The following is a 13,693-nucleotide window of genomic DNA, read 5'->3' as shown; positions in this document are numbered from 1 at the left end:
CACAGCTCGCGGATGTTCGCCCCGTCTTGCGAGGCGAGCAGAACAAACTCAGTACGTAATGACATGGTATCTCTCGCATCCCAGGGCATAAGCGACTCCATAAACGGGTTCTTATGCCTTAGTTGTAGGTGTCTACCATGTCCCCGAACAAGTGTTCACGATGTCCCCGGACTGTACACTCCCACGGGGAGAGGGAGACGCAGCCTGCGGACAAGGGAGAGGCAGCCTGCGGGCAAGGGAGAGGCAGCCCGCGGACAAGGGAGAGGCGGCGTCCGGTAACAGCAACCAGAACGCTTACGTCAGCCGCTTATACATCACCGTGGTAGCATCCAGCTCGCCGGCTGTGGATTCGGCATAGTACGGAATCGAACCCGCCACCTGCCAGCCGAGCGACAGATAGAGCGCGCTGGCAACATCGCCGCTGCGCGTATCCAGCACCAGCAGTGTTTTCCCCTGCTGCTGCGCCAGCTGTTCGGCACGTAACATCAGACGGCGCGCAATGCCCTGACGTCGCGCACGCGGATGCACCAGCAGCTTGCTGATCTCCGCGCGATGGCGGCCGTTGGGCATACTGCTTAAGCCCAGCATCACCGTGGCCACTATCTCGCCCGCTTGCCAGGCCACCAGCAGCTGGTTATCGCCGCTCGCCAGGCTGTGAATTTTGTCCTGCCAGAAACGCGCCATCACTGCGCGATCGTCCGCGTCAATGAAGCCGACGCTGGCACCGTCTGCCACGCAGCCGTGCAGCACTTCACACAATGACGCCAGCAGCGGCTGCGCCTGGGTAGCGCTGAGAGAGTCGATTTCAATCATGGTTTGCACACCACCAGAATGTAGCGCGCGCCGCCTTCGGCATGCGCCTGAAAAGAGGAACGTCCGCTGAGGTGGAAGCGCAGGCAATCGCCGGCCTGTAGCGTCCAGCTCTGCGTCTCCATGGTGATGGTCAGCTCGCCCGACTGCAGCCAGATGTGCTGTTCCAGCCCCTGTACCGGCGGCGCATCATAATCAATGCGCGCGCCCGGACGCAGCACGCCCTCCACCAGCTCCGCTTTAAACTGACTGGCCGGCGGCGAGACGTTGCGCCGCTGGAAGCCGCTGAGCGTATCCTGCCAGACCGGCTGCTGCTCCGCTTTCAGCAGCAGCGCCGCTTCTTCTTCTACTTCGCTGAGCAGTCGCGACATGGTTAAACCGTAGGCCACGCACAAGCGATTAAGCAAAGCGGCGGTAGGGCTGGTCTCGGCGCGCTCAATGCGCGACAATGATGCCCGGCTAATGCCGGTTGCCAGAGCCAGTTCATCCAGCGACCAGCCGCGCTGCAGGCGTAATTCCGCCAGACGTGCCGCAAGCCGATCTTCCGTATTTAGAGCAGACATCTTTAACCTCTCATTTTCGGGAAATAAATCTCATATAAGAGATAAAGCCCGAAATCGTGCAGTGGGTCAAGTTGTACAATAAAATAATCATTGTACAAGCTCACTCTGGCGGTTAAGGTGTTGTTATGCAGGTCAGAATTTTAGAGGATGCCATGGCCTTATACAGTATCGGTGATGTTGCCGAGCGCTGTGGAATTAACCCGGTAACCCTGCGCGCCTGGCAGCGTCGTTATGGATTGTTAAAGCCGCAGCGCACTGAGGGTGGTCATCGACAATTTGATGATGAAGATGTTCAGCGGATCGAAGAGATCAAACGCTGGATAGAAAGCGGTGTGCCTGTTGGCAAAGTCAAAGCCCTGCTTGAAGGAGAGACCTTCAACGTGCATGACGGCTGGACGGCGCTGCAGGAAGAGCTGATGAGCGTGCTGCGCCACGTGCGCGCCTCCAAACTGCGCACCAAAATCGCCACCATTGGCCGTGAACACCCGGTCGATGCGCTGATTGACCACGTTTTTGTACCGGTACGCCAGCGTCTCGGGCTGGATCAAAATACCGCCCGCACCATGTGCAGTCTGCTGGACGGCGCGCTGATTGATTATGTCGCGTTCTGTCTGGCAGGCGCGCGTAAAAAAGCCGGCAAAGATGCCTTAATGATTGGCTGGGGCGTAGAAGATCGCACCCGCATCTGGCTGGAAGCCTGGCGCTTAGCGCAGCAGGGCTGGCGCATTGATGTGCTGGCGGAACCGCTGGATATGCCGCGTCCGGAGCTGTTTCCCGGCCAGCATCTGTTTATCTGGACCGGTAAAAAGCCGACGCGCCGCCAGCTGGAGCAGTTCGAACACTGGCAGGCTCAGGGCTTCTCGATTCACGTCCACGAGCCCACCTGAAAAATCGCACATGCGGCCTTTGCCTTACCGCATGTGCGCGTTATCATGCCGCACTTCATGACTTTTCTCAGGTTTACCTATGAACTGGAATAAAATTCTCATTGGCACCCTGTTTGCCATCATGGCGATTGGCGGCATGGGCGGCATGATGCTGGTTGGCTACAGCCTTATTCTGCATACCCACTGAGTGCGTGCTGCAACCGCTCCAGCAGCCGGTCGCAGATCAGCGCCAGTAGCGCCACCAGCAGCGCGCCCTGAATCACATAGGCGGTATTGAAGCCGCTCAGACCGATAATCACCGGCGAACCCAGACTCTCCGCCCCGACGGTTGAGGCGATGGTCGCGGTGCCGATGTTGATCATCACAGAGGTGCGCACGCCTGCCATGATCACCGGTGCCGCCAGCGCCAGCTCTATCTGCCACAGACGCCGCCACGGTCCCATTCCCAGACCGACGGCGATCTCACGGCTGCTGGCCGGAACGCTGTCCAGTCCCGCCAGCGTGCCCTGCAGAATCGGCAACAGCCCGTACAGAAATAGCGCCATCACCGCCGGCGCAGCGCCAAAGCCCATGACCGGCACGGCAATCGCCAGCACCGCCACCGGCGGAAAGGTCTGACCGGCAGCCGCCAGCGTCTCCAGCAGCGGGCGGAACGCCCTGCCGCCGTGACGGGTAGCGAAGACCGCACAGCCAACGCCCACCACTATTGCCAGCGCGCTGCCGCTGATCACCAGCAACAGATGGGCCAGCGCCAGCTGCCAGAAACTCTCCTGCTGGTACAGCGGACGCTCCAGCTGTGGAAACCAGTGCGCAAACAGCGGCGCACTGTGCGGTAACCCCCACAGCAACAGCAGAAATATCCCCAGCAGCCAGTAGAGTGGATCGCGCAGCACTCGCATCAGCCCGCCTCCTGCTGTCGCAGCAAATCGCTAAAGTGCAGCACGCCCAGCGGCTGCTGATGCTGATCGACAACCGGTAATTTGTCGGTGCGGCGCGCAATAAACTGCGACAGCGCCTCGCGCAGCGTCAACCCGGCGGCGATCGGCTCCGCCTCCAGCCACTCACCGCGCCGTGCCGCACTGCCGGCCCGCCCCAGCGCCAGCAGACGCACGCCCAGCTCGCTGCGGCCAAAGAACTGGCGCGCGAAATCACTGGCAGGCTGCGTCAGCAGGTCAATCGGCCGTCCCTGCTGCACAATCTCTCCGCCGTCCATCAGCACCAGCTGATCGGCGAGGGTTAACGCTTCGTCGATATCGTGCGTCACCAGCACCACAGTGCGCCCCGACAGCTGCTGAATGCGCAGCATCTCCTGCTGCAACGCCTGCCGGTTGACCGGATCGAGCGCGCCGAACGGTTCATCCATCAGCAGCAGTTCCGGATCGGCCGCCAGCGCGCGCGCCACGCCAACACGCTGCTGCTGGCCGCCGGAGAGCTGGTGCGGATAGCGCGACGCCAGCTGACTGTCGAGATTGAGCAGCGCCAGCAGCTCCTCAACCCGTGCGGCAATTTTTTCCCGCGGCCAGCCGAGCAGCGACGGCACGGTGGCGATATTTTTGGCCACATTCCAGTGTGGAAACAGGCCGATGGACTGGATGGCATAGCCAATGCGCCGCCGCAGCGCGCGCGCATCCATCTGCTCGATCGGCTCACCGGCAAAACGGATTTCGCCGCTGTCATGCTCAACCAGCCGGTTAATCATCTTCAGCGTGGTGGATTTACCCGAGCCTGACGTGCCGATCAGCACGGTAAAACTGCCCTTCTCAATCTTTAGCGACAGGTTGCGAATCGCCTCTTTACCGGCGAACGCTTTGCTCACCTGATGAAATTCAATCATGTCCTCTCTCCAGCAGCGCCGACAGCAATCGCAGCAGCGCATCGAATATCACCGCCAGCGCCACCACCGGAATCACGCCCAGCAGCACCAGATCCAGCGCGCTGCTCAGCAGTCCCTGAAACACAATGGCGCCGAAGCCGCCGGCCCCAATCAGTGCGGCGACCACCGCCAGCCCGACGGTTTGCACCACCACCACGCGCAGTCCGGAGAGCCACACCGGCAGCGCCAGCGGCAGCTCGGCGTGCCAGAACTGCTGCCAGCCGCTCATGCCCATGCCGCGCGCGGTTTCACGCACCTCCTGCGGCACCTGCTGCAGCCCCGCGACCACGCTGCGCACCAGCGGCAGCAGTGCATACAGCACCAGCGCAATCAGCGCCGGCGCGACGCCAATCCCGCTGATACCGAGGCGCGCCAGCTGCGGAAAATGCGCCGCCAGTCCGGCCAGCGGTGCAATCAGCAGGCCAAACAGCGCCACGGACGGCACGGTCTGGATCAGATTCAGCACGCTGAAGGCGGCATGTTGCCAGCGGGTGCGACGCGCGATGGCGAGTCCCAGCGGCAGACCAATCAGTAAGGTGGGCAGCAGCGTGCCGCCCAGCAGCAGCAGATGCTGGCTGAACGCGGCGTTAAAGACAGCGGTGCGATTGCTGTACTCTTTCAGCAGCGACAGCGCGTCCAGCTGACCACTCAGCAGCAGTATCAGCGGCGGCAGCCACACTTGCAGATTGAGCAGAATACGCAGCGGCGTCTGCTGGCTAAGCTGGCGAATCGCTTCGGCGGCCAGCAGCAGCGCTAATCCTGCCGCACACCAGAGGCCGCTGCCCAGCGCGGTGCGCGCCAGCGGGCTGCCGCTGCGGGCCAGCTCACTGGCGGCGTGGCCGCCGATGCCAATCAGCAGGGCGAACAGTAGCTCCGCGCCCAGCAGCTGCGCCAGTGCCGCACCGCGTCCCGGCGGCCACCATAATCCCAGCCATAGCCATAACAGCGGCAGCAACAGCAGCCAGCCCGCCGTTACCTGCCAAAGCATCAGCGGCTGTCCGGAGACCAGCCGGTTGGCCGCATAGCTCAGCAGCGGTAGCGCTCCCAGCGCCAGCGTGATCAGCAGCGTCAGCACCAGCAGCACCGGCTGCTGGCGCGGTCGGTTTATCCGTGACAGCACCGCTTACAGCAACTTATTCTGCTGCAGCCACTGCTGCGCCACCTGGCTGGCGTCCTGACCGTCAACGGCGATTTGCGCGTTGAGCTGCTGCAGGGTTTTCTCATCCAGCTTGCTGAATACCGGCTGCAGCCAGTCGGCAATCTGCGGGTACTGTTGCAGCACGCTGGCGCGGATCACCGGCGCGGGCGCGTAAATCGGCTGTACGCCCTTCGGGTCGCTCAGGGTTTGCAGGCCGAGCGCCGCGACCGGGCCGTCGGTACCGTAAGCCATCGCCGCATTGACGCCGGACGTTTGCTGGGCGGCCGCTTTGATGGTAACAGCGGTGTCCCCGCCGGCCAGCGACAGCAGCTGTGACTGGCCCAGCTTGAAGTTGTAGGCTTTCTCAAACGCCGGCAGCGCATCGCTGCGCTCGATGAACTCCGCCGACGCCGCCAGCTTAAAGATGCCGCCTTTTTTCAGGTAAGCGCTGAGATCGTCGAGTGATTGCAGGTTATTCTGCTGCGCGACATCGCCGCGCACCGCAATGGTCCAGGTGTTGTTAGCCGGTGCTGGCGTCAGCCACACCAGATGATTTTTCTCTGCATCGAGCTTTTTCACCTTCTCATAGCCCTGCTGCGCGTTTTTCCACGCCGCGTCCTTCTCATCATTGAAGAAGAACGCCCCGTTGCCGGTATATTCCGGATAGATATCCAGCTCACCGGCGGTGATTGCGCCGCGCACCACCTGTGTGGTACCGAGCTGGATTTTATTCACGGTTTTTACCCCATGCTGGTTCAGCACCTGCAGAATGATGTTGCCGAGCAGCGAACCTTCAGTATCGATCTTGGAACCTACCTTGACCGGGTCCGCTGCCTGCACGGCCCCGACACTCATCGCGAATGCGATCATCCCCAATAAACCCTGCTTAATCATGGCGCTTTCCTCAGCATTATTTTCTTTCAGTGATTATCAAGCGTAGCCTGGCGAAACGGGATGGGTGCGGTCAAGCGGCGCAATTCGTTCTTTTTCTGCTATCCGTTGCCGGTTTTATAGAACGCTTTGGTTGCACTTATAACCAAATAGAATTTTTCACATCCGTGGCGCGGCTTATGCTCATAGCCCCACTCTTTACAATAAATCACACAACATCATGTCTGACTTAACTTCTTCGGCGCACGTGGCGCTGGCAGGGAATACGCCGCAGGGCGAGACGCAGTGGATTCGCAGCGCGGCCGACGTGACGCGGCTGGTCAACAACAGTAACGCCTCGCGCAGCAATGCGCGCATCGTCATCGCCATTGCGCTGGGCGGGGTTTTTCTCGATGCCTACGATCTCGGTGCGCTGGCCTTCGGTATTAAAGATGTCACGCGCGAATTCAATCTGACGCCCGCCGGCACCGGCATGGTGGCGTCGGCTATCACCTTTGGCGCGATTGTTGGCGCGCTGATCGGTGGCTATCTCACCGATAAAATTGGCCGCTATCGGGTCTTCATGGCCGATATGTTCTTCTTCGTGGTGGCGGCACTGGCCTGTGCCTTTGCGCCGAACGAGTACGTGCTGGCGGCGGCGCGCTTTGTGATGGGGCTCGGCGTCGGCATCGATCTGCCGGTGGCGATGGCGTTTCTGGCGGAGTTTTCCCGACTGCGCGGTCAGGGCAATAAGGCCGCCAGTGTCGCGATGTGGTGTCCCACCTGGTACGCGGCGATCAGCATCTCCTATTTGCTGGTGCTGCTGCTGTATGCGGTGCTGCCAGAGAGCCATACTGACTGGCTGTGGCGGCTGATCCTCGGCTTTGGCGCGGTACCGGCGCTGTTGATCATCGCCATCCGCAGTCGTTACATGAGCGAATCACCGATCTGGGCAGCAAATCAGGGCAACCTGCAGGGTGCAGCGGCAATCCTGCGGCGGTCATATAACATCAACGCGGAGGTCGCGCAGGATGCCGATCTCACTGCCGCACAGCCAGTACGTAAAGCCAGCTGGCGCAACTATGGCGCGCTGCTGCAGGGCGTTTACCGCCGCCGTACGCTGCTGGCAACGATAACCTCGATTGCCTCGTCGTTCGCCTATAACGCCGTGGCCTTTGGCCTGCCGGTGATCATCTCCAGCTTCCTCGCGCAGTCGATGCTGACCACCATTCTGGTCTCGCTGGCGCTTAACCTGCTGTTTGCGTTTGTTGGCGGGCTGCTGGCGGTGCGACTGGTGCCGCGGCTGGGCGCATGGAAGATGTCGGTGGCCGGTTACGCCTGCCAGTGTGCGGCGCTGCTGGGTCTGGCGCTGATTGGTCGCCCGGCCGGCGGCGAGGAAGCGGCCCTGGCGATTGCCATGCTGGCGCTGTTCCTGTTCGGCCAGGGGTTTGGTCCGGGTTCGCACACCATGACCTTTGCCTCGCTGAGCTATCCGGCTTCGCTGCGTGGCGTGGGCGTCGGCTTTAACCAGACGCTGATGCGCGCCAGTTCGACGGTATCCCTGTTTGTGTTTCCGCTGCTGGTCGCGGCGTTCGGCACCGGCGTGTTCTGGGTGATCCTGCTCGCACCGCTGGCCGGATTACTGGCGCTGCTGGCGATTCGCTGGGAACCGTCAGGCTATGACGTCGATGCGGAAGATTTTCAGTAAGTGGATAACGCCTCAGCGATGAGGCGTTGGCTCAGGCGGTGAGGCGGAAATCGCCCAGCGTATTGGGGATGCGCGGAAAAGTGTGCAGGAACCACGGCGTGAATTTTGCCGGATTATCGCGCATCTCCTGCTGAATCTGTTCGACTGAGCGGTAACACCAGTCGTCAGCCTCATCAAGGTTGAGCACCGGCACTTCGTCACTGATGGCGAAAAACACGTGACCGTACTCATGTTCGATCAGACCGTTGCTGAGCGGCAGGTTATAGCTCAGTTCAAACACCGGCGTTAACGCCAGATCCAGTCCCATCTCTTCACGCAGGCGGCGCTCAGCCGCATCGCGCGTCGGCTCCTGCGGGTAAGGATGGCTGCAGCAGGTATTGCTCCACAAACCGCCGCAGTGATACTTGCTTTGCGCCCGGCGCTGCAGCAACAGTTCATGGCGCGAATTGAACACGTAAACCGTTACCGCACGATGCAGCAATCCTTTCTCATGCACTTCCAGCTTTTCCATCTTGCCGGTGGGACGATCGAGGTGGTCAACGAGGATAACTTCAATGGCGGGCATGACAACTCCTTCGGAAAAATCCCCACTATTGTACACAATAGCGGAAGCGGCAGCGGAGAAAATCGCGCACATTCCGTGCGCTGGCGCGATAAGCAGTAAGCTTAGCAGCCAGCAGATAATTCAGCAGAAAAAGGCGGGGAAAAGCGTGACAGCGGCGCAAAAAACGCGCCGCTGTGCTCTCTGACGGGATGAATTACAGTTTGAAGCCGTGCACCACCTGCTCAAGCTGCACGCTCTGCTCCTCCATGGCGCGCGCCGCTGCCGAGACCTGCTCCACCAGCGCCGCGTTCTGCTGGGTGCTGCCGTCGAGCTGGGTAATCGCCACGTTCACCTGTTCGATCCCCATGCTCTGCTCGCGGCTGGCGGACATGATTTCGCTCATCAGCGTTGTGACGCTGCTGACGCCCTGCATCAGCTCGTCCATGGTTTGTCCAGCCTGCTCCACCAGCTGGCTGCCGGTGTCGATATTGGCTACCGACTCTTCAATCAGCTTCTTGATTTCGCGCGCGGAGTTGGCAGAACGCTGCGCCAGATTACGTACCTCCGAAGCCACCACGGCAAACCCGCGACCCTGTTCACCAGCGCGCGCCGCTTCTACCGCCGCGTTGAGCGCCAGGATGTTGGTCTGGAAGGCGATGCTGTCGATGACACTGATGATATCCACCACCTTACGCGAGGAGTGATGGATTTCGCCCATGGTGCTGACCACCTGACGCACCACTTCACTGCCGCGCGCCGCGACCTGGGACGCGCCATCTGCCAGCTGGTTGGCGTGCGTGGCGTTGTCGGCGTTCTGACGCACCGTGCCGGTCAGCTCTTCCATCGACGCGGCGGTTTGCACAATGGAACTCGCCTGCGATTCCGTCCGCGCCGAGAGATCGGCGTTGCCGCTGGCGATTTCGCGTGAAGCCGCGGTAATCGCCAGTGCGCTGTCGCCCACCTGGCGCATCAGCCCCTGCAAATGGGCGATGAACTGGTTGAAGCTTTGCGCCACGGCGTTGAATTCCGGGCTATTGCTGGCTGGCAGACGCTGCGTCAGATCCGCACCACCAGTCGACAGCGCTTCGATGTTTTGATGCAGCAGATTCAGGCGTTTCATCATCGCGCGTACAAAGCCAAGCAGCACCAGCAGCAGCAGAATCGCCAGCGGGATCTGGACCAGGCCGAGACGGGTCAGCATGCTGTGCGTCTGCGCATCCAGCAGCGCGGACGGCACGTCGCTGGCCAGATACCACGGGCTGCCGGGAATGGCCTGCAGGAACAGCGTGTGCTCGCCATCTTCTCCGCTGAAGGTGGTTTGCGACGGCTGAGAACCGGCCTGTGCCAGCAGCCCTTTCAGCGCCGCCGCCATTGGCAGCTGGGTATCAGCCAGATTTTCCAGCTTCGGCGTCCCCTCCAGCAACGCGGCATTGCCGACCACTTTGCCGTCCGCTTCGACAATCAGTACGCGGCCATGAATCGCCTCACCCATCTGCTGCGCCAGCTGGTTGAAAAAGCCGAGCGTGACGTCAATGGTTGAGACGCCCCAGACAGTGCCGTTACGGTAAATCGCCATGGCGCAGTTGGTGCGCGGCTGCGGGCTGGCGGCATCCTGATAAGCCTTCGCCCACGCGCACTGGCCTTTTTCTGCGGCCATGCCATCTTTGTACCACGGCTGCTCCCAGTATTTGTCGGCAGCATCGGAGTTCCAGTAGGTGTTGACCTGCAGCTGGTTGCTGGCGTTACGCGCAAAGAACGAGCTGTCTTTCTCCTTCGCCGGATCGCGCCGGTTGGGTAACGGCCAGATACCGCCGCCGAACACGTTGCTGTCCTGATACTGGTTAACCAGCGCCGGCAGCAGCGTGTCAATGGCGGCGCTGTCCATCACGCCCGCCGCTTCGGTAATGGCACGCTGCTGCGCCTGCACGCGGTTCATCTGCTCGACGATACGTCCGGCGAGACCATCCACCTCATAGCGCACCAGCCGGCTTTCGTTCTGGCTAAGCTGCGGCGCGATGAACTGGTTGATCACCAGGACGGTGACCAGCATAAGAACAACGAAGAATGCGACTAAAGTCGCGGTAAAACGGGATTGTGTGGTTTTTAACATCGGTGTGCCCTTACCCTGGTGTGGCGAGTTGCCTGATCGAGGTTAACGGCTTGTTACAGAGGAACTTGAGGTGCGCAAGATCACAAAATGGTTAACTGATTGAATAGCGTGATCATAAGAGCGCTTATTGTCACCGGCCTTACCCTGCTGTTCCTCAGCAATCAAGAGACTGCAAAGAATGAAACGTAACGCCAGGGTGCTCCTGACCAGGCATTAACGATTAATCCTGCGCCGGAAATAAACAGAATGACGTCTATCAGTACGGCAAATTGTGTGACCGACAGTCTCTGGACTATCACCTTCGTGCTCAGGGTGCCCAGCATAATGCCACTGCCCACTAACACACCGGTGAGCACAACCTGCATTGAGAGCGCCTGCTGGAAGGCGAACGTACTGACCTTGCTGAAATATAACAGCAAGGCACTCGATGCTTCCGTGCCAATAAATGCGCCACGACTCAATCCATAGGCGGTAAAAATCAGCACGCTCACCGGTCCGGTGGAGAGAACCAGTCCGGTCAGAAAACCCACCACGCCACCACAAAGCCCTAACTGCTTTATCGAGAGTGTCCAGTGACTGTTTTTCAGGTTGCGTCTGACCAAAATCATCACCCAGAAAAACAGACCCAGCGCGCCATCAATGATCCAGGCGGGTAAAGAGAGCAGCACATGCGCGCCTAACGACGCAGCTGGCACGCCGGGCAGGCTATAGGCCAGAGTGGCGCGCCAGTCGATTTCACGCCACCAGACCGCGATGCGCGAGAGATTTCCCAGGATTGCGGCGATAGCCATGACTGGCATCGCCACTCTGGGGCCGAAATTGCTGACCATCAGCGGCAGCAGCAGTAACGAAGAACCGGTGCCGATGATGCCACTCAGCGCTCCAGAGAGGATCGCGATCAGCGTCACAAAGAGATAATCACCCACTGAGTTTCCTCATTTTCAACGGCAAAGCACGCATCTTAATCAGGGCGATTCGATCATAATATCGATAAATATTGCCCACTTCTGATACTAAAAGTCACAGATGAAAAAACGTAACCTGTCGCCGTTGAATGCATTGCGGCTGTTCGAAACGGCCGCGCACGCCAACAGCCTGAGTGACGCGGCTGAGGAATTAGGGATGACTCACGGTGCCGTTAGCCGCCAGATCAAAGTGCTTGAAGAGTGGCTGGGGCAACCGTTATTTGAACGCCAGGGACAGCGCAGCGTGGCGGCGGAACATGCCCGGGCTTTTGCCGCAGAGATCAGCACCGCTTTTGACATCATCAGCGATGCTGCGGTGCGCTTTGGCAAAACACCCAACACCCGCACGATACGCGTCAATGCGCAAACCACCTTTGCGATGCACTGGTTGATCCCGCGCCTGCCGGCATTCCACAGCCAATATCCCGACATTGAAATCTCGGTATCCACCTCAAACAGTTCGGAGGTGAAAGGGCTATATGGCTTTGACGTATTGATTCGCCGGGATGCGCTGAACAAACCTGAATGGCGTTACTTTGAGAAGAAAGCGTTATTTGAGGAAAAACTCACCCTGATTGCCGCGCCGAAACTGTTAGCCAGAAAAGCGCTGAACACCCCTGCAGACCTGGCAACCCACGTTGTCGTGTTATCCAGTACGCGGTCAGGCGAGTGGGAACGGTGGATGAAGCAGGCTGGCGTCGGCGAGGTGCGTCCGGAACGTTTTCAGCGATTCGAACACAATTATATTAGCCTGCAGGCGATTATTGATGGCGTCGGTGTGGGTATCGGTGGAATACAAATGCTGGGACATGACCTGCTGGGCAACCGGCTTGTCACCCCGTAGCTATTGAGGCGAAGGGAAGCCGCTACGTGGCGTTAATTGCGCCTGACGTGGATAAATCATCGTCGCTAAACCGCTTTGTCGCATGGCTGGAACGGGAAGCATCCGCTTAATACCCGCCTGGTCGCTGCCAGAGGGGTATGTCGGGGCATTTTTTTCGGCAGGCACTACGGTGCGGACTCCACCACTTCCTGGCGCGGACGGAACACATGATCGCTGCCCTGCGCCAGCAAACGCTGCAGCAGCTGCTGGCCGCCGCGATCGTCCGCCTGGGCAAACAGCCGCTCGGCTTCGGTGATCGGCGTCGCCCACAGCAGATTTGGCCGATCGCCGTCGCGCTTCGGCAGCCGCAGTTGCGCGTTTTCGCCCGCCAGCCCGTTGGCCAGCAGGAAGCTTTCAAAGCCGACCGGCGCAACTTCCGACGCCAGCGTGTGCCCTTCGCCAATCCACGTCAGCCGCGCCCACGGCAGATGAGCAAACTCCGCCAGCGCGCTGGCCATCTGTACCGCGTTGGCCTCTGTCATCACTTCGCCATCCACCGCCATCGCCAGCTCTACACGCCGGTACTGCGGTGCCAGCTCATCAAACAGGTAATCCACCTGCGGCATCGGCCGGATACTCATGCCGAGCGTGAAGAAATACCACACGCCGTTATGCCAGTGCTGCGAAATCGCCATCGGCGGCCAGTTGCCCTGATCGATGGCGTAATATTTTACCGACTCACCAAACTGCGCCTGGTAACGTTGCAGCAGCTCGCTCTGCACGCGATCCCACTGCTGGCCATCGTGCCAGTCACGCCAGAAATGACGCTGCTGTTCGGCGCGCGCGTAGTAATCGTTGGTGGAGGCTGAACCGAGCGGCGCGGTGAGACGGTTCTCTTTGATGCAGCCCGCCGAGAAGCTGACCTGCTTGTCCTGATACAGGCTCCAGCCGGGGATCACCGCCAGCAGCTGGCCGTAATACCACAGCGCGGCACCGTCGTCGCTGGGCTCCCACAGAATCTGCAGGCCGGCCGGATCGAGCATCGGCTCCGCTTCCAGCGTGCGGCAATAGCTGGCGCTGAGCAGCGGCGCAATACCCTGCTCCATCGCTTCGCGATCTTCCTGCGCCGGTGCCGGCAGCAGATTGCGCAACCAGCAGCCGCGCACGGCGTACTGACTGCGGAACAGGTCGTTCGGCCAGATATAAAAATAGGCGGTACGCGCATCCTGTTCGACGATGGCGGTTAAAGTGTGTTGCTGATTCGGCACCTCAGCAATCAGAGGTTGGTGTGTCATAACGCCTCGACAATGCCTGGAGGGATCCATTTTCCCCGAGAATAGAGCAGGATCGGCACTCGCGCCATGTGACACAAGGGTAAAACTCTCAAAGTGCGCCAGGCCAT

General features: G+C 60.2%; 14 protein-coding genes. 3 read left to right on the top strand and 11 right to left on the bottom strand.

The features are described 5' to 3' along the window. The 3 genes from F3J36_RS24230 to F3J36_RS15785 form a co-directional block, all read right to left on the bottom strand. Positions 1-101: hypothetical protein (locus tag F3J36_RS24230; RefSeq protein ID WP_247653192.1), on the bottom strand; the 101-nt coding region annotated here is incomplete at its 3' end. A gap of 193 nt (positions 102-294) precedes the next feature. Beyond that, on the bottom strand, positions 295-813 hold the full coding sequence (locus F3J36_RS15790) for a GNAT family N-acetyltransferase (protein WP_166719999.1): 519 nt from the start codon (positions 811-813) through the stop codon (positions 295-297). After that, positions 810-1,373, bottom strand: coding sequence for a helix-turn-helix domain-containing protein (locus tag F3J36_RS15785; protein ID WP_058775322.1), 564 nt, complete (start codon positions 1,371-1,373; stop codon positions 810-812). The genes F3J36_RS15790 and F3J36_RS15785 overlap by 4 nt, the downstream gene beginning before the upstream one ends. A gap of 152 nt (positions 1,374-1,525) precedes the next feature. Between F3J36_RS15785 and F3J36_RS15780 the strand changes: the two genes are divergently transcribed. Further along, positions 1,526-2,260, top strand: a complete 735-nt coding sequence (locus F3J36_RS15780; protein ID WP_031279872.1) for a MerR family transcriptional regulator — start codon at positions 1,526-1,528, stop codon at positions 2,258-2,260. Positions 2,261-2,427: 167 nt separating this feature from the next. On the opposite strand, the gene F3J36_RS15775 is transcribed toward F3J36_RS15780, so the two are convergent. The 4 genes from F3J36_RS15775 to F3J36_RS15760 are packed head-to-tail and all read right to left on the bottom strand — an operon-like array spanning position 2,428 to position 6,165. Then, entirely contained in the window at positions 2,428-3,159 is a 732-nt protein-coding gene (locus tag F3J36_RS15775; protein WP_021508456.1) for an ABC transporter permease, read from the bottom strand. Further along, a complete protein-coding gene (locus tag F3J36_RS15770; protein WP_021508457.1) occupies positions 3,159-4,094 on the bottom strand; it encodes an ABC transporter ATP-binding protein in 936 nt (311 codons plus the stop codon). Before F3J36_RS15770 ends, F3J36_RS15775 begins: the two co-directional genes overlap by 1 nt. After that, entirely contained in the window at positions 4,087-5,253 is a 1,167-nt protein-coding gene (locus F3J36_RS15765) for an ABC transporter permease (protein ID WP_166719998.1), read from the bottom strand. Before F3J36_RS15765 ends, F3J36_RS15770 begins: the two co-directional genes overlap by 8 nt. A 3-nt stretch (positions 5,254-5,256) precedes the next feature. Beyond that, the gene (locus tag F3J36_RS15760) at positions 5,257-6,165 is read right to left on the bottom strand and encodes an ABC transporter substrate-binding protein (RefSeq protein ID WP_166719997.1); all 909 of its coding nucleotides are present in this window, start codon (positions 6,163-6,165) and stop codon (positions 5,257-5,259) included. A gap of 217 nt (positions 6,166-6,382) precedes the next feature. On the opposite strand from F3J36_RS15760, the gene F3J36_RS15755 reads away from it, so the two are divergent. Continuing rightward, positions 6,383-7,849 (top strand): MFS transporter, encoded by a 1,467-nt coding sequence (locus F3J36_RS15755; RefSeq protein ID WP_058775318.1) that lies wholly within the window; start codon positions 6,383-6,385, stop codon positions 7,847-7,849. A gap of 31 nt (positions 7,850-7,880) precedes the next feature. Here F3J36_RS15755 and idi read toward each other — a convergent pair whose 3' ends face one another. The 3 genes from idi to F3J36_RS15740 form a co-directional block, all read right to left on the bottom strand. Beyond that, positions 7,881-8,414, bottom strand: a complete 534-nt coding sequence (gene idi, locus F3J36_RS15750; RefSeq protein ID WP_058757829.1) for an isopentenyl-diphosphate Delta-isomerase — start codon at positions 8,412-8,414, stop codon at positions 7,881-7,883. A gap of 193 nt (positions 8,415-8,607) precedes the next feature. Continuing rightward, entirely contained in the window at positions 8,608-10,503 is a 1,896-nt protein-coding gene (locus F3J36_RS15745; RefSeq protein ID WP_058769488.1) for a methyl-accepting chemotaxis protein, read from the bottom strand. Positions 10,504-10,664: 161 nt separating this feature from the next. Beyond that, positions 10,665-11,429, bottom strand: a complete 765-nt coding sequence (locus F3J36_RS15740) for a sulfite exporter TauE/SafE family protein (RefSeq protein ID WP_166719996.1) — start codon at positions 11,427-11,429, stop codon at positions 10,665-10,667. A gap of 100 nt (positions 11,430-11,529) precedes the next feature. Between F3J36_RS15740 and F3J36_RS15735 the strand changes: the two genes are divergently transcribed. Beyond that, entirely contained in the window at positions 11,530-12,312 is a 783-nt protein-coding gene (locus F3J36_RS15735; protein WP_211073110.1) for a LysR substrate-binding domain-containing protein, read from the top strand. Positions 12,313-12,476: 164 nt separating this feature from the next. Here F3J36_RS15735 and F3J36_RS15730 read toward each other — a convergent pair whose 3' ends face one another. After that, on the bottom strand, positions 12,477-13,586 hold the full coding sequence (locus F3J36_RS15730; RefSeq protein ID WP_021508468.1) for a suppressor of fused domain protein: 1,110 nt from the start codon (positions 13,584-13,586) through the stop codon (positions 12,477-12,479). Positions 13,587-13,693 lie beyond the last annotated feature (107 nt).

This window comes from Pantoea sp. Cy-640 (genome assembly GCF_011752635.1).
Lineage (GTDB): Bacteria > Pseudomonadota > Gammaproteobacteria > Enterobacterales > Enterobacteriaceae > Pantoea > Pantoea dispersa.
The sequence above is the reverse complement of the archived record's forward strand: the minus strand, read 5'-3'. Positions and strand labels throughout refer to the sequence as shown.